The organism is Leptospirales bacterium (assembly GCA_019694655.1).
Lineage (GTDB): Bacteria > Spirochaetota > Leptospiria > Leptospirales > Leptonemataceae > SSF53.
In genome coordinates this window covers 104,630-130,683 of record JAIBBN010000003.1, presented here as the reverse complement: position 1 = coordinate 130,683, position 26,054 = coordinate 104,630, and the positions used below count along the sequence as shown (strand labels likewise).

The following is a 26,054-nucleotide window of genomic DNA, read 5'->3' as shown; positions in this document are numbered from 1 at the left end:
GCGCCATTTGGAAAGGCTCAGGCATCTATGACGGCGCAATCGCTTGCCTATCGCCGCGACCTCTACGGTCCTATTCTGGATTGGGATCGACACAGCTTCAAGATTCGCGGCCGCCGCGTCCTGCTGGCCGGCGGCGAATTTCATTACTGGCGAATGCCAGACTGGCAGCGCTGGCGCGAAATCCTGATTCGCTATCGCATGGGCGGCCTGAATTGCGTGCGCATCTATTTCCACTGGGGATTTCACAGTCCGCGCCGTGGAGTCTACCGCTTTGATGGACCGCGCGACGTCGCCGCACTGCTGCGCATCTGCCAGGAGCTTGGTCTGTATGTGCTGGCCGCGCCCGGTCCCTACATCTGCGCTGAAACCAGCGGCGGCGGCTTCCCCGGATGGCTGCTTGCAGATCGAGCCGTTCGCCTGCGACATCTCAAAAGCCATTTGCGCGTTTCTTACGATGAGGCCTATGCTGCCGCCTGCCGTCAGTGGTTCGAGGCTTTGCTGCCACAAATTCGTGAATTTCAAATCACCGAGAATTCCTCCGGCAACTTAATCGCCCTGCAGATTGAAAATGAGCTGATCCAGCGCAAGTTCATCGACCTCGGATTGAACCCCTACATGCTCGATCTGATGCGAACGGCGCGACAATGCGGCATTACGGCGCCGCTTTTCCACAACGACCCCTGGATCGAAGGTTCCTGGGCGCATCCTGGCGAGGACCGGGCAAGCGTCGATCTCTACAGCTTTGACCGCTATATCATCTGGCATCCGCGTACAACGAAGCCAGGTCAAGCGGCGCGGTGGAAGGAAAGCGACTTTGATCGAGCAGTACGTAAGGAAGAAAAGCAACTGCGCTCCTCCGGAACGGTCGCCGCCAATTCGCCCTTTTTCATCGCTGAACTGCAGGGCGGCTGGTTCAATCAATGGGGCCATGGCCACGGCTTCGATCAGATCTACGACTACTATGGAGAGGACTACCAGAAGACCCTGGTGGAATCGATGCTGGCCCAGGGGATGTCGGCCTTTTCCATTTATATGTACTACGGAGGAACCAACTGGGGCACGCTGGGCGATCCCGATGTCTACAGTTCTTATGACTACAGCGCCGCTATTCGCGAAAATGGCTACCTCTCGGGCCGCATGCACCAACTGCGCAAGGCCATTCTTTTCGCCCGGAGCTTCGTCGATGAGCTCTGCACCTCCGAATCCTTTTTCAGCAAGGCGGAAGCGTCGGAGATGCTGGCCGGCGCGCGCCGTTCGCCAGCCGGCGTGGAATTCTATTTTCTGCGCAACTTCTCCAACGGCCGGCGCAGCCATTTCGAATTGCGGCTTGGTTCGATGCGCAGCAGCGGCGGCCTTCCCCCGCGGCAAAGCTTTGTCGCCGTGGCCGGTCTTGCGCTAGGTTCGGCCCGACTGCTGCTTTGCACCATGCCCTGGCTGGCGCGATTTCCGTCGGCGGGCGAGGAAAGCTGGTTTCTGGAGTGGAACAACGGCGAGCTGATCTTCGATCAAGAACCGAAGGAGACGAAGGGCGCCCTGAGAGTGAAGAGCGAGATCATTGGATCTACGCGTTTCTGGCGCGTGAATTTCAGCGGCCTGGGCGAGTGTCGCCTGCGTGTTGGCGACCGCCGGCTGCGCCTGATGATCTTTTCGGCTCGCGAAGCGCGCAGCTTTGGCGCCGAACCTGAGCAAGGCCTGGCCTGGCAAGGTCCGCGCGGCGCGGCCTATCTGCCGGGAGGGGCGCTGGAAGTTGAGGCGCATCACGATTGCGAACTGCATAGCTATCGCCAGAGTCGCTGGAGCAGCAGTCGCCTGCGCGGACCGTCGGGCCCGGCGTTGCCGCTACATCTGCGTCATGTAGAGCTGGCCAGAGTTGACCTGGAAGCTGACCTGCCGTGGCGTTCCATCAAATTTCCGGAAGATCGCAATCCAATGGAACACGGCTTTCACAGCGGTCATGTCTGCTATGCCTTGCGATTTGAAGCAAAAGATCATGCCTCCGTTCGATTGAATGTCAGACACCGCGTCTGGCTCTGGATCAACCACCGCTCGCCCGGCGGCCATATTACTTACAGCGATCGCGCCGGTCGGCCCGGCGCCAAGAACGGTCCGGATCCTGCGATGTTTGGCGGACGACGCTACGATTTGAGCGACGCCCTGCAGCCAGGCGTAAATACTTTATATATACTTACGGAAAGCCTGGGCTACAATCGCGGTCCGTTTGGCATCAATGACTTTCGCAATGCCCGCGGCTTGCTTGCCGCCAGTTTGCGCGGCGGTCGGGAGATTGACTGGCGGGTCTACGGCCGGACACAGGGCGAGGATAAGTCGCCCTGGAACTTCTCAGCCCTGCCCGGCGAGGAGCTGGCGCGCGTGGCGAACGGCCTGCGCTGGGAAAAGAGTCGTGAATGGCCGCAGCTGCGCCCGGACGATGGAATCATCTGGCTGCGCGCCCGCTTCAAGCTTCGTCGTCCGCGGGGACTTGTAGAGCCGCTGCTGGCAATCGTCAGCGGACCGCAGGTCCTGCATCTCTATGTCAACGATGTCTACATTGGGCGCTACTGGTCTGACTTTGGACCACAGAGTCGCTTCTACATCCCAGACGGACTGCTCCGTCATGGGGACAACGAACTCTTAGCTGGCGGCTATGCGTTGAAAAATGGCGCATTGGACCTTGAGCTCAGACCCTGGGTCATCGACCCAGAAAGCGGCAATCTCAAGGCCCAGGGGCAGGTATATCGCGCCCTTCGCTCCAGAATTGCATTCAAAGTCTGAGAATCTGGCGGCGCCACCGCTGCCAGCGCCGCTGCAATGCAGCGCCCTCCTCGCCGGACAGCGATTGAGCGGAAAGCCACGCATCCTCCGTCGCCCCCCCTTCACATTCGAGACCAGGCCAGCGCAAGGCGCCGGCGCCGATGCTGCGCCGCAGATCAGGGGCCAGAACGCGACGCCCGCTGAGAGCGGCCAGCCATCGTGCCGCGCACGGCCAATGCTTGAATACGCCGCCGCTCAGATACAGCGGCCCGGTCGCCGGCAACTGCTGGATCAAATGCCAGAGCAAAAATACTATAGATTCTAGTATCAATTTCCAACGCAGCAAGTCATCAATGTCTGCTGGCAGCGCAGCATCGGCAGCGGATAGCAGACCGGCGGCCGGCAGCGCCGCAGTGTCAAAGGAACGCTCACCGACCACGAAGGGCGAACAAAGCTGCAAGACCTGCTCGGCCGGCGGTCGTAGTTGCTGTCGTTGCTCTAGCGCAAGTTCCGTCAGCTTCCAGTCCTGGGCAAGACTCTGCATAGCATGACCGCCATTGTTAGCGGCAATACCAAGCAAATCTCGATCATCGTTTAAAGGATAACGAAACAGCTGTGGCCAGCAATCGAGGACCTGTCGCGGCATAGAGCAGCGCACTGCCAGACTGGTGCCGGCGCTGACGCTGAGACCATCTTCATCATTCCCGCAAGCGCCCAGGTGAGCTGCTGCGCCATCAGAACCGCCGCCCAGCAATTGCTCGACGCCAAGCCAACGTCGAAGCGGCGCGTTCGGCGTAAGCTTCAGAGATTGCTGACAGGATACAATTGGCGGAAGTTGCGCTACGCCAAGTCCGGCCTCGTCGCAGAGGGTTGGCGACCACTGCCGCGACTCGCGCAGACAGAGGCCGCTGGCGACGGCCAGAGCCTCGTCTTCAAAATCGACTGCGCCAAGCCGTAGCAGCAGCCACGACTTCAGGCTGCGCCAGCTGCGTTTTGGACTGCACTGCTCCGCGCTTGCACGAAGGCGCAGATAGGGGATTGTCGACGAAGGGAGACAGCCGCTTTGCCGACGATACTGCCGTCCCTCTTCACTTCCGGCAATCCGTCGGGCAAAGGAGACTGCGCGCTGATCGAGCCAGAGCGATGCCAGGCCCGGTCGAGCGCCATCGCGATCACAATCCAGGTAGGAATGCATCGCTGCCGCAACTACAGCGGCGTTGATTGGGCCAAGCCCTGCGCGACGTATTCTGGCCAGCAGAACGCATAGAATACGCAGAGCCTGCTGTGGAGCGATGACTGCGTTGCCATCTTCCAGAAGTCGGAGGCCCGGCGTGGCTGCAAGGTTGTGCTCCAGCTGATAACGGTTTTCGTTGTGACGCTTGAAGACAAAAGCCGAAAACTGGCTGGTACCAAGATCCAGAGCCAGAATTCGGTCCATCAGTCCCCGCCAATATTATGACCGCCAAACTGGTTGCGGATAGCTGCAATGATGCGACCGGATAGCTCGGGCTGTAACCTGGAGTGCTGTCGTGCAGCCAGCGCAGCATCAAGCGCCGGCATAGCGACGCCAAGCTTCTGGCCAACATCGCGCGCCCATCCGCCCGTCTCGCCGCCGCCAATCATACCGCTGGCCTCAAGCTGAGCGCCGCGCGCCATTGCTCGCTGCGCATCCTGCAACAAACGCGATGCTATGATGCTCCCATGACTCCAGGCCGACAGAATCGCCGGAAGTTCCGGCGACCGACCCTCGCTTTCGTAAAAGGCCGAAAGCGCGTGCAGTCCCTCGCCCAGCGCTTGGAGGATGCCATATTCGATCCCATTGTGAATCGTTTTGACCAGATGGCCATAGCCTGGCGGACCAGCATAACAGAGGCCCTGTGGCGCAGCCAGCGCCGCAAGCAAAGTTGCTGCACGATCATAGGCAGCCGCCTCGCCGCCTACGCTCAAGGATGGACCATGCCGGGCGCCCTCCACCCCGCCGCTCATACCGACATCCAGGAAATCAACGCCGACGTCCTTCAGCTGCGATTGCCTCCGGCGGGAATCGTTGAAGTTTGAATTTCCAAAATCCGCAATCAGCTCCCCGGAAGCCAGGTCCAGATCGCTGAGGGCCTGGTCGATGATTGGACCGGCGGGCAGCAAGAGGACGGTCAGGGCATCGCGCCTGGACCAATCGCGCAAATCTTTCAGGCTGGCAAAATTCTTAAGTCCGAGCTGCGACGCCTGCTCTCGTCGGAACTTATCCAGATCGAGACCCGCACAGTCGACGCCGAGTTCTGCGGCGCGCTGCAGCAGCGGCAGGCCCATGCGGCCAAGACCAAGAAGCGCCAGACGCGTTGCTTTCATTACAGCTCCGCGTTGCGTAGAGCATCACTCTGCAACAAGAAGGCGCGCGTAGGCGAGGCTTCAGCGCCGGGCATCTTCAACGGCGCCGCTACCAGAAAGTAATCGCCCGCCGGAACGGCGCCAAGAACCAGGCCTTCCAGTATCACGATTTCCTTGCCCAGCAGGATGTTATGCACGGTTCCATCGGAGCCAAAGGGCTCAATGGAAAGATAATCGATGCCAATCAGCTCCACTCCGCGCTCCGCGAGGAATGATGCCCCCTCGACGGAGAGGCCGACAAAGCCCTCGTCAAAGGGCGCCTTGCGCCAATCCTGATCCGAATTCCGCGTGCGAAAGAGTACGCGACGCACGCCGGTCCAATCCTGTCCTTCGAGGTGTGCGCGTTCAATTCGCGGCGAATCCGGGATATGCAGCAGCCGCGCCGGCCCCATGAAACTGGAAAGCGGTATGGCGTCCAGCTTACGACCCTGCGGCAAGAAGTGAAAGGGCGCATCAAGGTGCGTCCCACAATGTAGCCCCATAGCGATTTCACTTACACAGACGTCGCCGCGATGGGTTTTTTCTATCGAAAAGCCCTTTTCGCCCGGCCAGTGTGGCAGACTTTGCGTCAAATCAATGGATATATCGTACAGTTTCATGGGACACGGGCCTGGCCGATTTACTCGACTCTCCCAAGACCGCCAGCTCAGCGCCGCCCGACCAGCAGAAAAAGCGGCGGAGGCGGCTTCCCGATATGGCTTCCGCTAAGCAACTACCGAAAATTAGCTTCCTGATTCCGATTCCGCCTGGCGGGGAATACCAGCTGAGTCTGGATTCCATTCGCCGCCAGGATTATCCCGCTGCGAAGATCGAAATCGTAGTGTGCGTTGGCCGCCACCGCTCGGTGCAGCGCAATGAGGGATTGAATCGCTGCAGCGGCGATTTTATTTTTTTTCTGGATAACGATGTCATCATTCCGGACGAGAAGTATGTTCGCAAGCACCTGGCCATGTACGCGGCGGACCCGCGCATCGCGACCATCGGCGGGCCATCGCTGACCCCTGCCAGCGACACGCGCCTGCAGCGGGCCTTTGGTCAGATCTTCCAATCGAGCTTTGCCACAGCGGGTATCCGCGCCCGTTACATGTCCATTGGCGAACGCCGCGACAGCAACGAGCGAGAATTGATCCTTTGCAATCAGAGCATGCGCACATCGGCGGTACGCAAGGCTGGCGGCTTCAATACAAATTTTCACTCAGGCAACGAAGAAAACGAGCTGATCAACCGCCTTGCGGCCGACGGCAATCGCCTGATTTATGATCCGGACATTCCGGTGTACCGCAGCCAGCGCAGCAGTCTTCGACAGTTCAGCAACCAGATTGCAAAGTACGGCAAGAGCAGAGTCGAACACTTCTTGATCAAACCGCACGCCTTCGAGATGATTTTTCTGGCGCCGCTTGCCTTTGCACTCTATCTGCTCAGTCTTCCGCTGGCGATGCTCCTGCCTGTAGCCCCTCTCTGGAAATGGCTCTATGCCGCTCCGCTGGCGCTCTACAGCGCACTGGCCTTCTGGTCGGCGGGCGCGGCGCTGGGACGCTGTCAGAGTGCAGCAGTGACGCTGCTGACGCTTCTGCTCTATCCAGTTCACCACCTGAGCTATGCGCTGGGCATGGTCTACGGCTTGCTTCGCTACGGAATCTTTCGCGGCATCTACCATGAACCGGAACGCTATCGCGTCGACGTGCGCGTCTTCAATCCGCGCAATGCAGACGCGCGACCGTTATGATAGGAAGCCCGGGAAAAATCAATGAAGCGCCATGCCACTGGCGCTGCGGCCGACAGCAGGCGCTAAGCCGATTTGGACTTCAAGAAACGCCGCAGACATTGCAGATAGCCTTCTGAACCGAGCAGTTGGAAGTGCGATACGCCGTATAGCACGGTCACACGCTCTATGCCATCGGCGCGCTTCCGGTAGGCCAGATCGCTGATTGCCTTGAGACTGGCTTCTTCACAAATGCCATCTCCCCACCAGGCGGTCCAGAGCTCGCCTTTGGCGGCGGTCAGACTGTAGACCTGGTAGGCATCGATCTCATCAAGCTCGCCAAAGTAGCGTTGAGCGCCGTAACGTTCTAGCTGCCCGCCCTCCTGCCAGTCCTCCTGACGGATGATCCCGTGCGAAAGATCTTTGATGCCATCGCTGCGCTGATCGGCAACCCAGGCGACGGCCTGCATGCCAGGCGCTGGCACGGCCCCCAGAGCCATGCCCAACCAGAAGCCTATTTTTTCGATATAGGAACCGCCATCAGGCGAGGCCGCCAGCAGCGCGCGCTGCAATCGTTGGTGTAGATTTCTTCCATCCTTCCTGGACTGTAACAGAGCGCTGCGCAGAATCAATCCGCCCTGACTGTAGGTAATCGCAATCAGTTGCTGCGTACGAAATGTCTCCGATTGCAGTAATGACTCCATCAACCGCAGCAGGTGCGCCCCATTTTCGGAAATATGCAGCCCCGGATTGAAACGAAGCATCAGCGGGTAGTATCCGGCCTGACGCATTTCGTCGCTGAGGCTGGCGTTGGCTGCGCCGGCGCCGGCCTCTCCATCCCATAGCGTTTCATCACAAAACAAACCGGGTACGCAAATGGCAGCCGACGGTAATGCGCTGCGCTGAAAGTCGGCGACCAGCTCGTCGATGGAAACGTCGCGGCCGGCAAGTCGAAAGGATGCCTCAATCGAAGAGACCTCGGTTATGCCGCCAAAGGACCGCCCGAGGATACTGGAGACGCGAATGTCTTCAAAAAGCGCGCGATGCAGCGCGCCATCAGCTCCTTCCACTGCATCCAGGGCGCGCCGCATGGAAAGGCCAACCGTCTGGATGGCGCGCGATAGACCGGCGTCGGCCGAGTCATGGGCTTGCTGCAGGGACTGCGCGGCCTTTTCGGCAGCATCGGCAAGACCGGCGGCCCCGGGCGCCGCTTCTGCTGCCGCCGCTGCAGCGCGCAGGCCCGCAGCACCCCAGCTCAGTGAAGCTGAAAGCAGTTGGCGCACGCCCTGCAGTGCAAATCCAGCGCTCCAGTCTGCGGCGCTGACGGCAAGCTTACCGGCTTGAAAGGCGCCTGAGGTCATTTGTTTCACCATGCCAATTCTTCCTCTCGTCCGCTTTACTCGCCTTGCTCAATCCCCTGGCGCGCCAGCATTCGCCGCCTGTGTTGAAGCTCAGCGATGCGAGCCAGGCGCTACCGGAGTTTCTTCGGCCTGGGCGTGATGTTCGTGGCCAAGGGCCATGCCCGACTCCAATGCGGCGTCCGGCTGCAGCTGCGGCCCGGCCGGCGGAGCGGGACGCGAAACAAAGATACTGCGCGCCTTGCGCAACGCCGCGCTGGCCGCAATTTGCGTAAATAGCTTCGGATTGAAGGCGGTGTTGCAATGTACGTTGCACTCATGCGTACAAAAACATTTCGTATCAACGATCCAGTCGGCGATTTCACGGTTGCGCTGGCTCTTCCACAACTTGCGAAAGTCCAGCCCAAAATCGCGAATATTCCCGATCATTCTGGAACTATCCAGCAATTCACAGGGGTAGACATCGCCATTGGGATAGATAACGCCGGCAATCTGCGAAGCGTAGCAGATGGATTGGAAGGCGTTGTCCTCATAGGTCCTGATTACCATGTCGTACTTCTTGTGCGACATGGCGGCCAAAAATTCATCATAGCCGGGCAGCGAGGAATTCTCCAGGTCCGCCTGAACGCGCTGCGTGATTTCCTTGAAGCGCGCTAAGTCGATATTCTTGGTTTGCGGCACTTTGGGCGTACCGCGAATCAGGTTAATGGAAATATTGTCCGGCCCCTGCTGCTTCAAGAAATCGTAGAGGCTGTGAATGGTGTCCTGGTTGGTTGCAGTGAAGGTACAGACAAAGCCAGTGCGCAGGTTTTTGTATTTTTGCTTCAGGGCCTTCATGTGATGGAATGTGCGCAACACGTTGGCGAAAGACTTGTTGGAGCCGCGGATGCGGTTGTGCTCCGGTTCCAATCCATCGATGGAAAAATTTAGAACGATAGTGGCATCCGGGCAGAGCTCCAGCATGCGCGATGCAATCTCCTCCGTTGGCTTGAGAAAGGTGCCGTTGGTGGGGATGCTGAGGTATTTGATCTGACAGTTGCGGTAGAAAGCGTGCGTGACCTCCGCCAGATCCTTACGCATGAAGGGCTCGCCGCCGCTGTAGAGCAAGACCGGAAAGGGGTCCATGGTGGCGGTGAAGCGCTCGACTTCCTCGAGGCTCAATTCCTGCGAGGGCTGATTCAATTCGGCGCTGTAGAAGCAGTGCTCGCAGAACAGGTTACAGCGATTGGTAACAAACCAGGTGATGTACAAGGGCATGCTGTTGCGCTTGCTGATCAACTTCGGCAAGTAGCGCGCCATTTCTGCCTTTGACATAGGTACCTCCGCCGGCCCTGTGGCCTGCCCGGCGTCGGCCGTTTGCCGCGCTTCGCCAGGAACAGGCCTGCCTGCAAGAACGGAGTGCGCGCGCCAGATGTCGACTAAAACCGCAGGGCTTTTTGCGGCCTGGCAGTTCCAGACGCGTCGGCGACGCCCCGATCAGAGCAATCACAATCCCGGAACGCTCAGGGCAAACTCGTAGCTGCAGATTCTGCCCCCCGGCTCTCTTGCGCTGCGCAACAGCTCGAAGGCCGCTCCAACCTGGGCTGCGCGCCGTGCAACGCGCGCCTGCGTCTGCGCGGCGTCACAGAGCGGCGTCACGGCCAGCAATCGATCAAACTCGCTCCAGTCCTTCCACAGAAAGCGGCTATCGTTGCGCACTGCGCCTCCGGCCTGGATTGCGGCGACGCGAAGCAACAGGTCGATCTCACTGCCCTGCTCGCGCTGTCCGCGGGAAATGGGCGCGCCATGCATCCAGTTGAGCACGATCGTTCGCCGCCCCGCCTCAAGCTGTCGTACTGTCCAGCGCGCAGGTTCGAAAAGCTGCGCCTCGCGCCCTGTAAAGCAGAACTGGCGTCCGTCGACTCGGGCCCAGTCGCTGCGCAAAGCTCCGCCCGGTAAAAGCGCCAGCGCCGCAGCAGCAATGGCGAAGGCGGTTGGGAGCAAATAGCGCAACAAGCCCTGCAGCCTTTGATCACGAACAAAGCCAGAAGTATGCAACACCAGGAGCGAACAACTGAGCAGCATCGCTGGCAGGAAATGGTAGATGTGGCGATCCTGTTTGTTAGGCGAAAAGACTTCTTGCGCCAGAAATTGCAGCCAGATCAGGAAGAAAGCCGAGGCCAGCGGATGGCGCAAGGGACGCAGCCGTACGGACAGCCAATGCAGGGCCTTGACTGCCGACTCCGCCTGACGTCCAGGGAGAATTTTTCTGAGCGCCGGCGTCTCGATGGCCGGGGACTGCCCGGCGCGCTCTGTCCCGGGCCCGCCTCCCCGCCACAAAAGCAAGCCAAGGGCCAGCAGCGCCGCCAGCAGCAAAATCAGGAAAACGCCGCCGTGCGCAAAGATATGCAAGAACAAGGTCTCAAAGAATGAGGAGCGAAATAGCGAAGAAGGATCAATGCCCGGCGGCGGCTGCCAGAATTGCCCGCCAATGATACTGGAGAAGCGATCGGGGTGCAGGAGAATCCAGGCGGCAAAGGGCGCCGCGCCGCACAGGTAGATGGCGCGCAGCGTATGCGGTGCGCGCCGTAACAGTTCAGGCTGTCGTAAGAATCCCCAGTTCAAATCCAGGAACAGGGCCAGTGCAATTAGCCAGATTGCATAGCGCGGCGTCTTGCTGTTCAGACCGGTGTAGCCCAGTTTGCCTGCAAAAAGAATCGCCAGCACGGCAAGCAGCGCCGCCGCCGCCAGCAGCCGTCGCAGCCCGCGGTAACGATCGACAAGCAGGCCAGCCACAAATTCAGCAAGCTGCGCGGGCGAACGCAGGAACTCTACAGCCAGCGCCGCGGCCAGCAGCATCAGAGCGTATGGATACTTGGTAGCGGCCAGACCGACGAGGGCGACAGCCAGCCAGATCCACAGCCAGCGCGGCGGACTCGGCGGGCTGCGATACAGTTCAAAAAGCGCAAAGTAAGCAAGGCTTAGAAAGAACATCCCCTGCGTTTCGAGCATCGAAGCCAGAGAATAAGCGGGCAGCTCGCCTGCGCTCAGCAGCATCGCGCTGCAAAAGGCAAAGGCGCAGGCCCCGCTCAGCCAGCCTGGACCCAGCCGCAAAAAAATGATCGCCAGAGCCAGGTAGAGTAGACCGTAGAAAAAAAGCGAAATCGCTGCATCCGCCTCCTGCGACGGACCGGCAGCAGCAAAGATCGCCAGGGCAATGGTAGATCGAAAAGGCGGCCAGGTGTCGCCTTGCAAAAAATAACCGCTCAGGGTGCGAAGTACGCGACCATCGCGCAAGTCCTGGTAACGATCCAGCGCTTCGGTCATGCGCACATTGCCATCGGGCTGCAAAACGTCGCGCGAGCTGCACTCCGACTGAAAAATGCGCCAGGAAACAAAAAAGGTCGATGCCGCCGCAAAAAGCGCGCCGCCGGTCAGGGCCAGAGCGATCGCGCGCGAAGTTTGCCAGAGGGCGACAGGCGCGAACTTCATTTGCTTTTCCAGGTAAAGCTGATGTTTAGATAGTAGTTGGTAACCATCGCAACCAGGGTGCCGACGATGGCATTCACCGCACGACGCGGCTCCTCGGAGAGCGCGCCCAGCAGAAAGCCATTGGCCTGCAACAGATGGAAGACGGCCAGATAGACCAGAAATCCCAGCATACTGACCGCCTGAAATACAAGCAGCGCACTCACGTTGTCCCAACCGCGACGCCGCCGTTCCCAGAAAGTAAAATAGTTATTTAACACATAGTTAGTCAAAATTGCCAGTTGGTAGCCCAGGACTGCGGCCAGATAGATCGGACCAAAGTAGGGCAAAATTTCGTTTTTCAAATGCGGCAAACCCAACAGTTCGCCCAGCTGCAACCCGATCAGATTGACCAGAACCCCGCTGGCGCCGACCGCCCCGTACATCAGGAAGGAGGGCGGAATCAGGCGGCCAAAGCGTAAATCATAGAGAGCAACAAAGTAATTGCGTATGACCGAGGGACTGAGCTTGGTCTCGCCATGAATACGATTGCGGAAGCTGTACCCGGTCTCGCGGATACGCCAGCGCGGCCCTCGCCCTACAAATTCCAGCAAAATCTTGAAGCCGCGCGGGTTGATCTGTTCAGCCGTCTCGCGGTATACTTCGCGCGATATGACGAAATAGCCGCTCATCGGGTCGGTCATCTTGATGGGCAAGGCCAGACGCGCGGCAAAGGCGGCCGCCCAGCTCATCAAACGTCGGCGGCGCGACCAGGCCCCGTAGTCTCCGCCCTCGGCGCCGCGGCTGCCGACAGCGATGTCCGCCTCGCCCTGCAGAACCTGGTCGATCAGCTGCGGAAGAATTCGCTCATCATGCTGCAAATCGGCGTCCATCACCGCCAGACACAAGCCGCGAGCTGCAGACATGCCGGTTAACACTGCGGACGAAAGCCCGCGTTCCTCAAATCGCCGAATTACCTGAATGTGATCGTCGGCCTGCGAAGCGCGAGAGGCGGCATCCCAGGTGCGATCCGGACTGTTATCGTCGACAACAATGATCTCGTAGCGACGTCCTTTGAGGGCCTCTGCCAGTCGCTGCAGCAGAATCGGTAGATTCTCCGCTTCATTGTAGGTAGGCAGGATCAGCGAAACGTCGGGGGGCGTAGACACTCTGACCGGAAGCGGGCTCGTTGCGCCCGCCTCCGTCAAGTCATGTTCCAATCAGCGGCAGTGTTGACGCTGGTGGCCGGTCATGTAACTTTTAAGATCGCGAAAAGCGGCGCGAAAACCGGACCAATTGTTAAGCTTTACGGCAATTGACAGCCGTTCTACAATCGCGCCATAGCGATCATCGCCGCCCATCTGCGCCAGCTGATCGGCCATGCGGCGCAACTGCTCGCGACGGGTGCGGTCCCGGCTGAGATTCACGTTTGCCGGCATGTTGGATTCCATGCGCTGCAATGTGCCCATAAAATCACGCAGCTCGTTGCAATATGCCTCGCTGCCAACTTCCGTGGCGTCATCGTCGCTGTCGGAGTCGTCGTACTCCGTTACGTCTTCAATATCGACAGCCTCGTCCTCATCCTCCGTCGTTTGATTGGGACGCGGCGGCGTGGGCGGACCGGGCGGGCCCGGAGGCGTATCGTTGTCAGCCACGTTGCCCGGCGACTGATTCAAGGCAACCTGCACCACCGGATTCATTACGGAACTCCCCGATCCAATGGGACGACCGGCCTGACGCATCATGCGATCCCAGCTGGGGGCCTGCTGTCCGTTCAGCTCGGATCGCAACGCCTTCATGAATTCCAGAGTAAAGGCGCCGCCGTCATCATAGGCATAAGAATACTGTCCAGGCTTGGAGCTGGTGGCGAAGACCCGGCCGCGACTTTGCAAGAATAGCTGTCGGTAGTTGTTGGCGCTGGGCTCGCTGAAGGCCCGAAAGTTCATAGTCGGCGACACCGAACGATCGATGTAACTATTGCAGGCGTCCGCCAGGGCCAGCGTGAAGCGCGCATTCTTGGCGCTCAATTCGCTGAGAATGCGGCTGTATTCAATGCCGCCGGAATTCGGAATCGCCAGCACCGGCCAGTTGGTTTGCGTCGTCTGACGACGAAAGCCGTGGCCCGAATAGTAAAAGAAGATCATGTCGTTTTGCGCTGGCCGCAATGCACGAACTGCGCCCATCAAACTGCCTTCATTGAGCTGACGGCCGCTGATTTGCTTCAGATTCAATCGCATGCCGGTATTGGCGCTGATCTCCCGCGCCAGAGCGGTCATCGATTCGAGATCCTTCTGGACCGACTCGCCAATGCTGCTGTCCGCCGAATCCACGGCAATAACAGCGTGCAGCGTTTGCGCCGATAGCGCCGCGGGCGCCACAGCAATCAGCAGCGCCAGACAGGCGCCTGAAATCAGTTGAGTGATTGATTCTTTTTTTCTCATCGAGCCGCCTCCAGGCTGCGGAAGACTTGGTCATCAGGAAAGAGCTCGCGCGCCAGCCGCAGCAATTCCGGGCGTACCGAATCCATATCTTCGATAGCGCCGCGATCGCCGGAGCCAAAGCTCCATTCATTGCAGGAAAAACATACCAGGATGTGCGCGCGCTCGTCGCCTTTGTAAAAAACCAGGCCGAGACGCGGCAAAAAGGGGCACTTCTTGACCGAGTTAAAGTTGTAGCTTTGCGGGTTGATCATCATGCGCTGCAGTCGCCCCGCTTGCTCTGCAGTCAGCAACGGCCCGCGCTGCAGCACTGGAAAGGTTTCCAATCGGTCGCCGCGCCGGGCGGGTTCCGAGGAAACCAGATAAGCCTGGATGCTGTCCGGCGCCATGTAGAGTTCGCTCTGCGAGCCCATCAACTTGTGGATGCGCGGATCCAGTTCGCCCTGCATGATCGGCAGAGCTTCGCCGCGCGGCGCCGAAGCGATGCAAGCGCAACAGACCAGGGAAAGCAGGGCGCCGCTGATGGATCGCATTTTTAACATTCTAAACTCCGAAAGCGTCTACGGAACTTTGCCGGTTCATTGGACGCCAGATTCTGCCGCGCTGTTCGCCCGCGACGGCACTTTTGGCCCGGTCCGGCTTTTTGGGTCAATCGCTTTGCGCCCGGCGTGGGTTGCGGGCAGCTACTCGGCCAGCGCCGGAAGCGCGAATCTGGGGCCGGCAACAATCATGCCGTCGTTCCAGGGAAAACGGCCGCCTGGCAGCGCAGCACGGCCGGCAGGCTGCAAGCCCCATGGGAGACCCGAGCTCTGGTCGATCAGTTGGATGGCCTGCACGCTGCCGCGAATCTGCAGCTCAACGGCGCCGCCCGGCAAGTTGCTGTCGCTGATCAGCAGCAGGGTGGCGCCAGGCGCCGGCGAATACCAGCGGTCTGGGGCCTGCAGGCGTATTCTCTTTCCGGACCACTCCAATTCCAGCGGCGAACTGTGTTGAAGTCGCAGCAAGAGGTGCGGCGCCGCGCGCCTGCTTTGGGCGCGCAGCCTGAGCAAGCCTGGCGCCGTTTGAAACTGCAGCAAGGGGGGCGGCGCTCCGCGCGCCACAAAGCGCGGGCTTGCGCCGACGCGGCCAAAGGGCCAGCACAACGGCGCCGCGGTAATGAGCGGCGGTCGCTCTGCTGAGTCGGCGCCAAGTACGCTTTGCACAAAGGCATCGGCCGGCTGATCACAACTGGCGTACTGCGCCTCGCCGCCGGCCTGCAAATAGATCAGGCTGTCCTGCAACGGGCAGGAGACGTTTGCGCCAAGCATCGAGCCCAGAGCAAGCGCCGCGCCTCCCAGGATACAGACCAGAGCGCTGCGCCGTTGCCATTGCTGCTCGGCAATTGCTCCTGCCGCAAGCGAGGGCAGGAGCGCAGCCGGCAATGCAGTCCAACCGCACATCGAACTTAGCGCCAGGGAAAAATGGAGCAGGGAACAGAGCCAGCCAAGACTGATTGCCAGCGGCGCCAGGGCGAGGCTTTCGGCGACCATTCGCCACGGCGATGCAAGGCGCAGGGCGCCTTGCGCCGGAAGAGCGCCGGCAGCAAGCGGCAGCGCCAGCCAGGCAGCCGCAGCGCCGTCAAAGCTGAAAAGCAAGGCCAGCATGCCGAAGATCAGGGCTCGTTCGAAGCGCGCCGTTTCTGCCTGGCGCAAGGCCGGACAGCGCAGGCGCCAACGCCAGGCAAGTCCGATCAAGGCCAGTAGAAGTCCAGGTTTCAACCATTTAGCAGTGCATATTTCTCCCCCCGAGCTACGCCCGGCAAACTCGGGGAGCCAGGCCTGAGCGCCTCGCCAGATCAGCAACCAGCATAGCGCTAGAACAATCCACGGAACTAGCCAGCGAACAGATAGCCAGAGCGACAGCATGCGGCCCGCGCTGCAGCGCCGCAGATGCCAGAATGCAATCCAGAGCCAGATCGATGCCGCCAGCAGGCTCAGTACTTGAGCACTGCGACGCTCCAGCAGAATGCCGCCGCTCCCCAGGCTGAATCCGGCCAGATCGGGCTGCATTGAGCTTTGTGGGTTCGCATTTGCAATCCAATCCTCAGCAATGCGCAGAGCGGCGCCGGCCAGAGCAAGGTGCGATGCAAAGTTGGAATAGGCGACTGCGTCGAGGGCATTGTGGTAGTGCTCGGGCCCCTCAATGAAAGCCAGATTGACGCCGGCGATGCCTGCGCTCTTGAAGGGCGCAAAATCTGTGCCGTAGGGCAGAAGACCAAACAATGGATCGGATAGCGAATGGAACTGGACTGCCGGCGATCGCAGGGCGCTGCGCACCAGACCGCCGCTGCCGGGGCCAAGTTCAAAAAGCAGCGGCGGCCCATCAGCGCCGCGCGCTTCCAGATTGACGACGGCCGCTACGCGATTGGCCAGAGCGTCATCCTGTAAGAAGGCGCGAGCCCCCAGGAGACCGCGCTCTTCGCCATCGGTAAAAAGCGCCATAAGGTCCACAGGCGCCTGCAGGCGCAAATCTCCGGCCGCGTCGCGGTAGATCCGCCCGCTTGCCTTCAGGGCGCGCAAGGCAGCAACAATAGCGCCGACGCCAGCTCCGTCGTCATTGGCGCCCTCGCTGCCAGGCGCGGAATCATAGTGCGCCATCAATAGCAATGCCCGCGACCCGTCGCCCTGGCCGCGAAGATGGACCAGAATATTTCGCAGCCCGGCAAGCTGCGCGAAACCGGCAGCCGGGGCCAGCAGCATCTGACCGCCGCGCACTGCTCCTCGAATATCGTCCTCTGCCAGGGCCGCAAGCAGCTCATCGCCGGCGCGGCGCAATCCGCGGCTGCCCGAAACGCGCGAGCCATGATTGAAGCGTACAAAGAATCGGCGGGCGCGCAGTGCGTCGATTCTGGCCAGATCGCCGTCAGCCGCAGAAGCGCTCAGCGAGCGCTGTTGCAACTGCCAGTGTATTCCAGGCAGAAGAAGCCCAAGCAAAAAAAAGACCGCCAGCAGCAGCAGGGCCGCGACGTGCGCGCTTCGTTCCCGGCGCATTGCGCTCTGCTCCGCCTCAGATCAAGGCGGCATGGCGCAAGATCTGGAAGACCATCAACAAAACGCAGATCTGCTGTACGAAGTAAGCGCTGAAGCGCAAGGTCACGGCAATTTCCGAACCGGAGCTAACGTGGATGACCGATTGGATCATGCGAAACAACCAGTAAACCAGGGCCAGTAAGGCGAAGGTCTCGCCGGCGGCGCCGCTGATATTGCCCACAAGCACAACGGCGCCAAAGAGCGGCAAGTTTTCGGCAGTGTTGGCATGGGCGCGATTCAGGCGCCAGTAGGCGTCGCCGCCATGCTGTACTCCGCCCGGGAACTGATTGATGCGTTTTTTGCGACCGAGGACGGCAAGGCCCCGCCAGCTGACCACCGCCAGTCCAAGCAGCATGAACCAGAGACAAACCGCGATCAGGTATAGGAGAGAAGGATTCATGACCCCTTTTCAGGAATTGGCGGAAAGCTGAAACAAAAATACCATGTAACGTTTATATTCCTTGAATAGCGCTGCGCCCTGTTTCTGGTATTTGCTTTGCAACGCGGACGCGCGCTTGCCCAGAAAAAAACGAAATACGGCAAATGTGCGCGGCAGCGCGCGACGCAGGAGTTCCAGCAGCGCCTCAACGACCGGAAAGATTCGATTGGTAATGAAGGACTGGTAGAGATCCATTGTAGGCGCTACCGCCTCGGTGATGTCCTGCTGGCGCAACAGCTGAAATCCGCTGCGCTGTGCGGCCTCCAGAAAGGGCCCCAGCATATGACCCGACTTACTGGGATTGCGTTCATCGGCCGGCCTGGTCCGGAAAAAGTCGGCAACCAGGAGATAGCCGCCCGGCCTCAAGAAGCGGCGGTGGTTGGCAAAGCCGGCGTCAACGTTTACGTACTGGCATGACTCCGACATCAGGATCAAGTCCATTGACGCTCCAGGAACCTCATCCTCGACATTCTCGTAGAGGTCGGTGATGGTTTGTACCTTGTTGGCCGTCCGCTGTCGCGTCTTTTCAATCAAATATGGATCCGGCGCCAGGCAGACCAGCTGGTAGCCGCGCTTCACCAGCGCCGCTGCCGCTCCCCCCGCGCCGCAGCCGACATCGAAGATCCTCTTGACGCCTTTCCTGGGAATAAAGCTCAGCAAATTCTTGAGATAGGCGTCTTGCGCGCGAGGCAGGTTTTCAATGTTCGCCTGGATCCCTTTGAAGTAGCCATAGTGCAAGTGTTCGACGCCGAAGACTTCGCTGGCCAGCTTCAGAGCAATGTCGTTGTAGTAGTTGTTCTTGTGTGCGTGTTTCTTTTTTGGGGCCATGAAATTGCGCGTCAACGGACGCCTCGCAGCCGCAGCTTGCGCCAGCGGGTCAGCCAGAATAGGCCAATGGCCGGCGCCGTAAAGCCGCTTTCCGGCCGCCTTTCAAGCCTCGGTCAGTCGCCAATCAATGAATCCGCGCTTTGTATCCGGCTGGCAGCTCGGGCAGAAAAAGGCGTCGTAGCCAAGGACGTTAGCCCGACGAATGCGCGTCCCACAGCGCGGACAGGGTTGATCCTTGCGATTGCGCACCTGCATATGATCGCGTACTTTCTCTTCGATCGGGCGGCCGGCCGCACGAACATGTTCGATGCCTTGCTGCAGTACGCTCCGAACGGCCTGAAACAGTCGGCGACGCTGTTCGTCGCTCAATTGCTGAACCGATGTCTTGGGATGAATTCCGGCTTCAAAAAGGATTTCATCGGCGTACGCATTGCCTATTGCACTGAGGTTGGAATGATCCATCAAGAATGCACGCGCCTGCTGGCGACGGCGAGCGAGGATATCGAGAAAGGCGCCTTCGCTGCACTCCGGGGATAGAACCGGCAGCCCCGCGTGGAGCAAGTCCGGGACCATAGATTCCTGGCCGGAAAGGTAAAAGTATAGTTTCCCCATCTTTTTATCGTCGCCGTAGCAAAGCCAGCTTTGCTCGCCAAAGCGAAAGGCGACGCACAGGGCGCGCATCTGCGGCCGTTCGGCGAGGCGAAAGGCGCCAGCCAGCATCGGATGCACCGCCAGGCGCGCTTGGCCGAATTCAAACTGCAGAAAAGGCCCGACGCGCTGGATGCCGGCGAGCTGGCAGCCGGCCATCAAATCCTCCAGCGGACGCCCGCTCAAATTGCGAATGACCACCGGCTGGCGAACGCGGAACTCCATCAGGTCGCGCGGGCCGGAGGACAGCAGCTCGTCGCGGAGTCGATCACGCACGTACTCCAGATCAGGAAGCTCGGGCATCGCTCATCCGCCGCTGCAGTTGCGCCGGCGCGGCGCCGCGATTCACAGACCCGCCTCTTTGCGCTCCGGCCGCCAGCCAAATAGCCGGCGCAGCAGTCCCAGCGGGCTGTGCTCCGTTTGCCAGCGGTGCACAAATCGTTCCACGCCCTGGTAGCCGCGTTCCATCAGTTCATTCTTTTCCCAATCGCTGATGGCGAAATTGACTGCGGAGGCTTCGCCGACATCAATAAAGATTGTCCGACGCAAATAGATTGGAGTTCGATAGAGAATTTCATTGCGCTGATTGCTGATCGTATCGTAGAGCTGGCGCGCCCACTGCGACCACATGCCAAAACTGAAATCCGCCGCCGGGGCGTCTGGCTGCTGGCGGCGCCTGGTAAATTTCAAACCCAGCGTTGCTCGATTGGGGCGATTGCGATCAAAGGCCATGATCGGATAGTTGATCAGAATCCCGCCATCGACAAAAATATGCGCCCTTTCCTCATTGACCTTCAATTCGCAGGCCTGAAAAAATCCAGGAATGGAGGCCGAGGCGCGTACCGCCTCCGCCACCGGAACGGCAGGCGTATTTTGCGCGCTGAATGCTATAGATCGGCGGCGATTCAGATCGGCGGCGAAAACGACCAGATCGAGCGCCCCGGCCGCCTTCAAATCAGCAAAGGTCTCCTGTCCGGTCAAATCGCGGCCCAGATTGGGTCCCGCCTCGCGGATCAATTGCTGAATCCAGTCCAGCAGCGCTCCGGTCGTATACCAGCCATAGCGATCGTGGAATTTTAGCGGCTCGGATTTTTGTGTGAAGCTGCTGAAATCCAGGTCGCGCAACAGCTTGCGCATCTGGTGAGCATTGTAGCGCAGGCTTACAGTCAGGGCGGCAATACTGCCCGCCGATGTGCCCGCGGCGCGTTCCATTTGGGCAAGTATCCCCTGCTCTTCCAGCTTGAGCAGTGCGCCGCCATAGGCGGCGCCCCAGACGCCGCCGCCTTCAAAGACAATGTTCCTGAAAGGCCAGCCCATCCGGCTGAGCCAGGCAGCAGCCTGTCAGACGTCAAGTTGGGCGAGGGCAATCCGCGGACCGGACGCAGCGGATAGCGCGCCTATGCTTTGATGCCGGCGCCGACGCTCAGCGTAAGCGGCCGACCGCATCGATGCGAAAGAGTCCAAGCAATTCTTCGCCTGGCAGCCGGCGGTCCTTCTGCAGCGCCTTACGCAGCGTAGCGCGGGCCCGGTGCAGACGAGCGCGCGTTGCACGCTCGTCCTCTTGAAAGAAATTGGCAATCCGGCGAATACTAAAACCCTGATCCTCGAAGAGAAGCAAGGTCATTCGCTGGCGGGCGGGCAGTTCCAGTAGTGCGGAGCGCAGCATTTGGCGACGAAAGTGCTCCTCGCAAATTTTATCGGGCGCTTTGGCGCCGGCCATATCCGCTTGCATGGTCGAAGGATTTTCCCGGCGACGGCGGCGAGAACGCGCCCGGCGCCAGTTCAGCAGCGTTTGTAAAGCGACCCGATAAACCCAGGTGTAGACGCGCGAACGCCCGCCAAAGCGATCCAGCGAGCGATGGATGGCAATCATCGTCTCCTGCATGGCGTCGGCGACATCATCTTCATCATCAAGCAAGCGCAGCGCCAGACGTTTCAGCCTGGGGCCATAGTGCCGTTCGATCAGCGTCAAGGCGCGCTCCGATTGCCTTTGCTCCAGGCGCAAACGCAGTTCTCGCTCCGGGTCTGCGGGCGAAAGACGCGGTCTGGCTTTGGACAGAAGGGCCGATGACAGGGTGGACAGGGCTTGGCTCCAGCGCGCAATTTTGTAACCAGCATCATCACAAATAGCGCCGCCGGCAAGCATTCTACAATTCCCACCGCAGGCCCGCCCGGCCAAAAAAAATGCGTACCTTTTGGAACCCGTGCGGTTACAAATAGAGAAACACACGGCGGCCACCGGTCGCCGCCGCCGCTGGCGGCAAGGAGCGAGCTAAAATGAGCGTGCTACAAAAACTGCTGAAAACTGACAGCAGCGACTACATCTCCCTGATCCTGCGGCTAACGCTGGGGCTTTTCTTTTTCCCGCACGGCATGCAGAAGCTATTTGGCTGGTTTGGCGGCTACGGCTTTGAAGGGACCTATGGCTTTTTGACCGGCGCCGGTCTGCCCGGGGTGGTCGCCTTTCTGGTAATCATTGGCGAATCCTTTGGCTCGCTTGGCCTGTTGACCGGCTTTCTGACCCGTTTCAGCGCGGCCAGCCTGGGCGTAATCATGATTGGCGCTGCAATTCTGATGCACCGGGCCATTGGATTCGTGAGTACACAGGCCGGTCTCGGCTGGGAGCTGCACTTCCTGGCCATCGGCATCTCCATTGCTCTGACGATCCGCGGCGGCGGCATGGCCAGCGTGGACGGAATTCTGGGCGGCAAGCTGAAGGGCTAGACGCAAAGAACCTGAGCCGGCGGTCGCTGATTTCGCCGGCCTCAGGCCAGGCTTTTCTTTAGAAAGCTACAACCGTGCCCCGGCGGATACTCGGGAATCACCCCGAAAACTTCATAGCCGTGTTTGACATAGAAGTCGCGCGCCTGAAATCCAAAGCTGTGGCCAAATATCACGTTGCAATGACGCTCCCTGGCCGCCTCTTCCGCCAGGCCAAGCATATGCGATCCCAGACGTCGACCGCGCCAGCTCTGGTCAATCCACAGGCATTGCAGATTCATCCCCTGGAAATAAGTAAGCGCCAGAAGTCCGGCGCGCAGAACGCCATCTTCCCGAGCAAGAATAGCCAGCGAGGCGTGCTCGGCCAGGGCCGGATTACTGAGTTTGCCGCGACCGTGCTCGCGCAGCCGCTCCCAGAGTTCTTCCTGCAGATCCCCGGCAGGGTCTTCCAAACTTTCAAACTGCAGCGACTGAATCATGAACCGTTTTCGACGGCGGCCGGCGCCCGATGCAACTTTTTTCGGTGACGGATGCCGCGCCAGAGCGACTAAAGCCCAATATGGCAAGCGCATCGCCCCGCAACTACTACCTGTGGATTGCTCAGATCGTCGTCGCATTGATCTTGGTACAGACGCTCTTCTTCAAATTTACAGCAGCGCCAGAGTCGGTGTATATCTTTACGACGCTGGGGGCAGAACCGTGGGGACGCATTGGCTCAGGCATCATGGAGTTGGTCGCTGCTATTCTGCTGGTGATTCCTCGCAGCGCCGCCAGCGGCGCAGTGTTGAGCGCAGGCGCTATGTTTGGCGCGCTGGCAGCGCACCTCGGTCCGCTTGGCGTAGTCGTACAGGATGATGGCGGCCTGCTTTTTGCGCTGGCGATGACCGCCCTGCTGCTATCGGCTTCCATTCTCTGGCTGCGACGCAAAGAAATCCCGCTGATTGGATCGCGCCTGCCCTTTTGAAGACGGAGCTGGCGCCGGCCACGGCGTCACAATTCAAACCGGAAAGTCGTGCAATTGCTGCAGTCGCTGCGCCAGCAGCCGCGCCAGAAATATTCCGTAGTGCGGCTCGCGCTTGATGGCGTTGATAAACGCTTCTTTGGAAAGCTTGATCAAGGAACCGCCGCCGGCCGCTACCACGGTAGCTGACCGTCGATTGTTCAACAAAAAGGACATCTCGCCCAGAAAGATGTCGGCTGGAGTAAGGGTCGATACTTTCCGATCGTTAGCAAAAATATCGAATCGACCGGCCACAATGTAGTAGATGTGGCTGGAAGAGTCTCCCTGGCGAAATACGATTTCGCCGTCTTGATATTCCTCAACAGCAGTCTGCGAAAAGACGCGCGGCACAGCGTTGCTTTCATTTTCCAGATGGCCAATTTCAAAATAGACCTCATTGCCCTTTTCATTGTAGCGCAACTCTTTCAAGTAGTGGCGCGCAATCATTATGCCGCGACCATGCAGTTCTTCCGTGTTTTCCTCGCGACCGTAGCGGCTGCGCCAGTCGAATCCGGCGCCCTCATCTTGAATGGCGAAGGAAGAGCGCTCCGGAGAAATGCGGTAGTTCAGGCGCACCTTGCGTCGACCTACCTCCGGCGCCTGATTCTTTTCGCGAATCAAGCGAACTATGTCGGAGTTGCCGGCAAGAAATTCCCTTTTCTCTTCGAAGGTTATGCCGCAATTGCCGTGCTCGATTGCATTGTAGAGCAGTTCGGTCAGGGCGGTGTTAAAGTCGTACTTCCCCTCCAGAGAAAGCAAATTGGAGTTATAAAGAAAGTTGGATAGTAGATTAGAATAGGTGGCGGCGTCAAAGGGGTCGTTGTTCATGACGAAAGCGCCTTCCAGATTGGCCTGCAACAGAGCGTGCAAATCTCGCTGGAAGAGGATGCTTCGATTTAGATACAAGACAGAAAGGGCGCGCGGCAGATAGAGTGAAACGCGGTCGCGATGGATCAGGGCGATGATGTTGACGCCTCGAAAGCGTTCCAGCAGGTCATGTTCGCTTGCTTCATCGTAGATGACAATGCTTCCGCCAAAGTGAAGCCAGGGGTCGTTCTTTACGGCATCGAGGGCCGTACTGACGTCGACGCCGGCAGCGCCGAAATAGACGATATCGATCTCCGGCAGTTCGTAGTTCAAATACTGCACGAAAGAATCGACCGCAGCCAGAAAGACCGGGCTGAATTCGTCATCGAACTCCTGACAGGCGGCGGCAATCTCCGCATTCAGTTGCTCATCATTGCAAAGAACGGCGATGTTGCGCATACTGTAGTGTGACAGAGCAGCGGGCGCCTGGAGGGCGGCAACTACATATTGCGGTCTGCTCTGCCGCACAGAAGCGACTCCTTCCATGCGCGCTTTCAAACCGGATGCAGTCTTTCAGTGGTCGCCGCAGGCCCCCGGCTTTTTTTTGACCTGATAGCCATGTCCCGTAAAGAACTCTATTTGTTGCTGGCGCTTGCCGCGGTGCAGTTTACGCACATCATCGACTTCATGGTGATGATGCCGCTGTCGCCGCAATTGACCGAGGCATTTCAGATCAGTGTGCGCCAGTTCAACTGGCTGGTTTCGGCTTATGGCATCAGCGCCGCTATTGCCGGATTGGTTGTTTTCTTGTTTATCGATCGCCTGGATCGCGAAGCGGCGCTGTTCTGGCTCTATGCTGGCTTCGCCCTTGGCACGCTGGCCTGTGCCATCGCCCCCGACTACTACAGCCTGATGGCCGCGCGCACCGTGGCCGGGGCTTTTGGCGGGGTGACCGGCGCGCTGGTACTCACCATAGCCGGCGACGCCGTCGCCCTGGAATTTCGCGGTCGCGCAATGGGCATAGTGATGCTTTCCTTTTCGGCGGCCTCGGTGTTTGGCGTTCCGGCGGGGCTCAAGCTGGCGCATCACATTGGCTGGCACGCCCCCTTTGTGGCCGTTGCCGCTCTGGGCGTGATCTTGCTGGCGGCAATTACCGCCCTTGTGCCATCGATGCGCGCTCATATCGACGAGAGCCAGCGCGCTCATCCCTGGTTGCGACTGCGTTCACTGCTTGAACAACCCGGCGTGGCGCAGGCCCTGGTCTTTACCTTTTTTCTAATGCTGGGACACTTCACCATCATTCCGATGATTGCTCAGTACATGGAGAAGAATGTTGGCGTGGCCAACGAAGACCTGTTCTGGATCTATTTTGTAGGCGGCGCGGCGACCTTCATTTCGGCGCCCACTGTCGGACATCTCTCCGATCGCTTTGGCAAGCGTCGCGTTTTCTCTTTGTTCCTCTTACTTTCGCTGATACCCATTTTCTGGATCAGCAACATGCGACCCTCGCCTTTGTGGGCGGCGCTGAGCGCAACGACGCTTTTTTTCATCACCGCCAATGGCCGCTTCATTCCGGCCATGGCCCTGGTCACTTCTACAGTACCGGCGCGGATTCGCGGCGGCTTCATGAGTATCAATTCGGCGGTGCAACAAATTGGCATGGGCGCGGCAGCGGCGCTGGGCGGCGCGCTGATCAGCGATCATCAGGGCGTGATCGAGCATTTTGACCGCGCTGGCGCGACGGCGGCAGCATTGTGCGTCATTGCGCTGCTGCTTTCGCGCATGCTCCATATCCATGGCGCGCCGGCTGCCAGCTCGCCACAGGCGGCGGCCGAAGCGGCATGAGCGCTCAGAACCAGATCGTTCTGCGCAGCGACGGCGTAGTAGAAGCGCAAGGCTTTCGGCCCGCTTACAACCTGGCGGCCGCTTCGCAGACGGTATTCTGGCTGCAAACCTTGCTACAGAAGATCAATGAAGCGGATCAGGAATTTCGTCGTCTTACTGCGGATGGCCAACTGGTCGGGCAGGAGCGCTTTCAACTGGCTGCGCGTCTGGATGATGCGCTGAATCATTTGCTGGCTATGCGCGCCCGCCTGGAAAGCGCCTCCGCCTTTGACTGCACCGATTTACGCCACGAGTTTCGCCTGCACCTTCGCCTGGAGGGCGGTCGCTGGCATGGCCTGGGTCAGCTGGGTCCTCAGCGCCATATGCAGGAGCATGATATCGGGCGGTGGCTGAAGGTGATGCGCAGTGCGCGACTCAAACAGCTGGTGCGACTCTACGGCCTGGCCCTGGCCGACGGCCGCATCGACGAAATGGAGCACGCCGCTCTAGCGCGGACTCTTGATCGACTGATTTTTGCTTTTCTGCTTGTGCATCACAGCCTGCAAAGCGGCGAGATCGGCTAAAAAAAATCCCCCGCAATTGCGGGGGATCTGGCCTGCGGCGTAGCCTGACGCTGC

The 26,054-nt window shown here is 59.6% G+C and carries 23 protein-coding genes; 6 read left to right on the top strand and 17 right to left on the bottom strand.

Annotated elements, in window-relative coordinates; translation table 11 throughout:
• Positions 1-27 precede the first annotated feature (27 nt).
• Positions 28-2,772, top strand: coding sequence for a beta-galactosidase (locus K1X75_06480; GenBank protein ID MBX7057695.1), 2,745 nt, complete (start codon positions 28-30; stop codon positions 2,770-2,772).
• Here the strand turns inward: K1X75_06480 and K1X75_06475 are convergent.
• The 3 genes from K1X75_06475 to K1X75_06465 are packed head-to-tail and all read right to left on the bottom strand — an operon-like array spanning position 2,762 to position 5,735.
• Positions 2,762-4,189, bottom strand: coding sequence for a hypothetical protein (locus K1X75_06475; protein MBX7057694.1), 1,428 nt, complete (start codon positions 4,187-4,189; stop codon positions 2,762-2,764). The genes K1X75_06480 and K1X75_06475 overlap by 11 nt on opposite strands.
• Positions 4,189-5,097, bottom strand: coding sequence for a hypothetical protein (locus K1X75_06470; protein ID MBX7057693.1), 909 nt, complete (start codon positions 5,095-5,097; stop codon positions 4,189-4,191). The genes K1X75_06475 and K1X75_06470 overlap by 1 nt, the downstream gene beginning before the upstream one ends.
• Positions 5,097-5,735 carry a cyclase family protein gene (locus K1X75_06465; GenBank protein MBX7057692.1) on the bottom strand — a complete coding sequence of 213 codons (639 nt, stop codon included), beginning with the start codon at positions 5,733-5,735 and terminating at the stop codon, positions 5,097-5,099. The genes K1X75_06470 and K1X75_06465 overlap by 1 nt, the downstream gene beginning before the upstream one ends.
• Before the next feature lie 95 nt (positions 5,736-5,830).
• On the opposite strand from K1X75_06465, the gene K1X75_06460 reads away from it, so the two are divergent.
• Complete coding sequence (locus tag K1X75_06460; GenBank protein ID MBX7057691.1) at positions 5,831-6,862, top strand: glycosyltransferase; 1,032 nt, start codon at positions 5,831-5,833, stop codon at positions 6,860-6,862.
• 62 nt (positions 6,863-6,924) lie between these two features.
• Here the strand turns inward: K1X75_06460 and K1X75_06455 are convergent, their stop codons facing one another.
• The 12 genes from K1X75_06455 to K1X75_06400 form a co-directional block, all read right to left on the bottom strand.
• Positions 6,925-8,211 (bottom strand): alpha/beta hydrolase, encoded by a 1,287-nt coding sequence (locus K1X75_06455; protein MBX7057690.1) that lies wholly within the window; start codon positions 8,209-8,211, stop codon positions 6,925-6,927.
• Between the two features lie 78 nt (positions 8,212-8,289).
• Positions 8,290-9,510 carry a radical SAM protein gene (locus K1X75_06450; protein ID MBX7057689.1) on the bottom strand — a complete coding sequence of 407 codons (1,221 nt, stop codon included), beginning with the start codon at positions 9,508-9,510 and terminating at the stop codon, positions 8,290-8,292.
• Between the two features lie 171 nt (positions 9,511-9,681).
• A complete protein-coding gene (locus tag K1X75_06445; GenBank protein ID MBX7057688.1) occupies positions 9,682-11,667 on the bottom strand; it encodes a hypothetical protein in 1,986 nt (661 codons plus the stop codon).
• A complete protein-coding gene (locus K1X75_06440; GenBank protein ID MBX7057687.1) occupies positions 11,664-12,812 on the bottom strand; it encodes a glycosyltransferase family 2 protein in 1,149 nt (382 codons plus the stop codon). Before K1X75_06440 ends, K1X75_06445 begins: the two co-directional genes overlap by 4 nt.
• A 51-nt stretch (positions 12,813-12,863) precedes the next feature.
• Positions 12,864-14,084 (bottom strand): caspase family protein, encoded by a 1,221-nt coding sequence (locus K1X75_06435; protein MBX7057686.1) that lies wholly within the window; start codon positions 14,082-14,084, stop codon positions 12,864-12,866.
• Complete coding sequence (locus tag K1X75_06430; GenBank protein MBX7057685.1) at positions 14,081-14,623, bottom strand: hypothetical protein; 543 nt, start codon at positions 14,621-14,623, stop codon at positions 14,081-14,083. The genes K1X75_06435 and K1X75_06430 overlap by 4 nt, the downstream gene beginning before the upstream one ends.
• A 141-nt stretch (positions 14,624-14,764) precedes the next feature.
• On the bottom strand, positions 14,765-17,110 hold the full coding sequence (locus K1X75_06425; protein ID MBX7057684.1) for a M28 family peptidase: 2,346 nt from the start codon (positions 17,108-17,110) through the stop codon (positions 14,765-14,767).
• Between the two features lie 16 nt (positions 17,111-17,126).
• Positions 17,127-17,549: an MAPEG family protein gene (locus K1X75_06420; protein MBX7057683.1), complete on the bottom strand. Its 423-nt coding sequence runs from the start codon at positions 17,547-17,549 to the stop codon at positions 17,127-17,129.
• Positions 17,550-17,558: 9 nt separating this feature from the next.
• Positions 17,559-18,416 carry a class I SAM-dependent methyltransferase gene (locus K1X75_06415; protein MBX7057682.1) on the bottom strand — a complete coding sequence of 286 codons (858 nt, stop codon included), beginning with the start codon at positions 18,414-18,416 and terminating at the stop codon, positions 17,559-17,561.
• 102 nt (positions 18,417-18,518) lie between these two features.
• Positions 18,519-19,367, bottom strand: coding sequence for a DNA-formamidopyrimidine glycosylase (locus K1X75_06410; GenBank protein MBX7057681.1), 849 nt, complete (start codon positions 19,365-19,367; stop codon positions 18,519-18,521).
• Between the two features lie 42 nt (positions 19,368-19,409).
• Entirely contained in the window at positions 19,410-20,381 is a 972-nt protein-coding gene (locus K1X75_06405) for a patatin-like phospholipase family protein (protein ID MBX7057680.1), read from the bottom strand.
• Between the two features lie 106 nt (positions 20,382-20,487).
• Positions 20,488-21,210, bottom strand: coding sequence for an RNA polymerase sigma factor (locus K1X75_06400; GenBank protein ID MBX7057679.1), 723 nt, complete (start codon positions 21,208-21,210; stop codon positions 20,488-20,490).
• Between the two features lie 137 nt (positions 21,211-21,347).
• Here K1X75_06400 and K1X75_06395 point away from each other — a divergent pair, with 137 nt between their 5' ends.
• Positions 21,348-21,788 carry a DoxX family protein gene (locus K1X75_06395; GenBank protein ID MBX7057678.1) on the top strand — a complete coding sequence of 147 codons (441 nt, stop codon included), beginning with the start codon at positions 21,348-21,350 and terminating at the stop codon, positions 21,786-21,788.
• A 41-nt stretch (positions 21,789-21,829) separates the two neighbouring features.
• Here the strand turns inward: K1X75_06395 and K1X75_06390 are convergent, their stop codons facing one another.
• Positions 21,830-22,264, bottom strand: coding sequence for a GNAT family N-acetyltransferase (locus K1X75_06390; GenBank protein MBX7057677.1), 435 nt, complete (start codon positions 22,262-22,264; stop codon positions 21,830-21,832).
• An 80-nt stretch (positions 22,265-22,344) separates the two neighbouring features.
• Between K1X75_06390 and K1X75_06385 the strand changes: the two genes are divergently transcribed.
• A complete protein-coding gene (locus tag K1X75_06385; protein ID MBX7057676.1) occupies positions 22,345-22,749 on the top strand; it encodes a DoxX family protein in 405 nt (134 codons plus the stop codon).
• A gap of 33 nt (positions 22,750-22,782) precedes the next feature.
• Here the strand turns inward: K1X75_06385 and K1X75_06380 are convergent, their stop codons facing one another.
• Positions 22,783-24,120, bottom strand: coding sequence for a cyclic nucleotide-binding domain-containing protein (locus K1X75_06380; GenBank protein MBX7057675.1), 1,338 nt, complete (start codon positions 24,118-24,120; stop codon positions 22,783-22,785).
• 90 nt (positions 24,121-24,210) lie between these two features.
• Here K1X75_06380 and K1X75_06375 point away from each other — a divergent pair, with 90 nt between their 5' ends.
• Positions 24,211-25,437: an MFS transporter gene (locus tag K1X75_06375; GenBank protein MBX7057674.1), complete on the top strand. Its 1,227-nt coding sequence runs from the start codon at positions 24,211-24,213 to the stop codon at positions 25,435-25,437.
• Entirely contained in the window at positions 25,434-26,000 is a 567-nt protein-coding gene (locus K1X75_06370) for a hypothetical protein (protein ID MBX7057673.1), read from the top strand. Before K1X75_06375 ends, K1X75_06370 begins: the two co-directional genes overlap by 4 nt.
• Positions 26,001-26,054: the final 54 nt, after the last annotated feature.

Bases quoted from the DNA above. Each gene is read 5' to 3' on its own strand.
- K1X75_06400 (MBX7057679.1), bottom strand. From the start codon at position 21,210: ATGCTTGCCGGCGGCGCTATTTGTGATGATGCTGGTTACAAAATTGCG.
- K1X75_06375 (MBX7057674.1), top strand. From the start codon at position 24,211: ATGTCCCGTAAAGAACTCTATTTGTTGCTGGCGCTTGCCGCGGTGCAG.
- K1X75_06370 (MBX7057673.1), top strand. From the start codon at position 25,434: ATGAGCGCTCAGAACCAGATCGTTCTGCGCAGCGACGGCGTAGTAGAA.
- K1X75_06475 (MBX7057694.1), bottom strand. From the start codon at position 4,189: ATGGACCGAATTCTGGCTCTGGATCTTGGTACCAGCCAGTTTTCGGCT.
- K1X75_06415 (MBX7057682.1), bottom strand. From the start codon at position 18,416: ATGGCCCCAAAAAAGAAACACGCACACAAGAACAACTACTACAACGAC.
- K1X75_06465 (MBX7057692.1), bottom strand. From the start codon at position 5,735: ATGAAACTGTACGATATATCCATTGATTTGACGCAAAGTCTGCCACAC.
- K1X75_06410 (MBX7057681.1), bottom strand. From the start codon at position 19,367: ATGCCCGAGCTTCCTGATCTGGAGTACGTGCGTGATCGACTCCGCGAC.
- K1X75_06430 (MBX7057685.1), bottom strand. From the start codon at position 14,623: ATGTTAAAAATGCGATCCATCAGCGGCGCCCTGCTTTCCCTGGTCTGT.
- K1X75_06480 (MBX7057695.1), top strand. From the start codon at position 28: ATGACGGCGCAATCGCTTGCCTATCGCCGCGACCTCTACGGTCCTATT.
- K1X75_06470 (MBX7057693.1), bottom strand. From the start codon at position 5,097: ATGAAAGCAACGCGTCTGGCGCTTCTTGGTCTTGGCCGCATGGGCCTG.
- K1X75_06420 (MBX7057683.1), bottom strand. From the start codon at position 17,549: ATGAATCCTTCTCTCCTATACCTGATCGCGGTTTGTCTCTGGTTCATG.
- K1X75_06460 (MBX7057691.1), top strand. From the start codon at position 5,831: ATGGCTTCCGCTAAGCAACTACCGAAAATTAGCTTCCTGATTCCGATT.
- K1X75_06425 (MBX7057684.1), bottom strand. From the start codon at position 17,110: ATGCGCCGGGAACGAAGCGCGCACGTCGCGGCCCTGCTGCTGCTGGCG.
- K1X75_06390 (MBX7057677.1), bottom strand. From the start codon at position 22,264: ATGATTCAGTCGCTGCAGTTTGAAAGTTTGGAAGACCCTGCCGGGGAT.
- K1X75_06435 (MBX7057686.1), bottom strand. From the start codon at position 14,084: ATGAGAAAAAAAGAATCAATCACTCAACTGATTTCAGGCGCCTGTCTG.
- K1X75_06445 (MBX7057688.1), bottom strand. From the start codon at position 11,667: ATGAAGTTCGCGCCTGTCGCCCTCTGGCAAACTTCGCGCGCGATCGCT.
- K1X75_06405 (MBX7057680.1), bottom strand. From the start codon at position 20,381: ATGGGCTGGCCTTTCAGGAACATTGTCTTTGAAGGCGGCGGCGTCTGG.
- K1X75_06455 (MBX7057690.1), bottom strand. From the start codon at position 8,211: ATGGTGAAACAAATGACCTCAGGCGCCTTTCAAGCCGGTAAGCTTGCC.
- K1X75_06385 (MBX7057676.1), top strand. From the start codon at position 22,345: ATGGCAAGCGCATCGCCCCGCAACTACTACCTGTGGATTGCTCAGATC.
- K1X75_06450 (MBX7057689.1), bottom strand. From the start codon at position 9,510: ATGTCAAAGGCAGAAATGGCGCGCTACTTGCCGAAGTTGATCAGCAAG.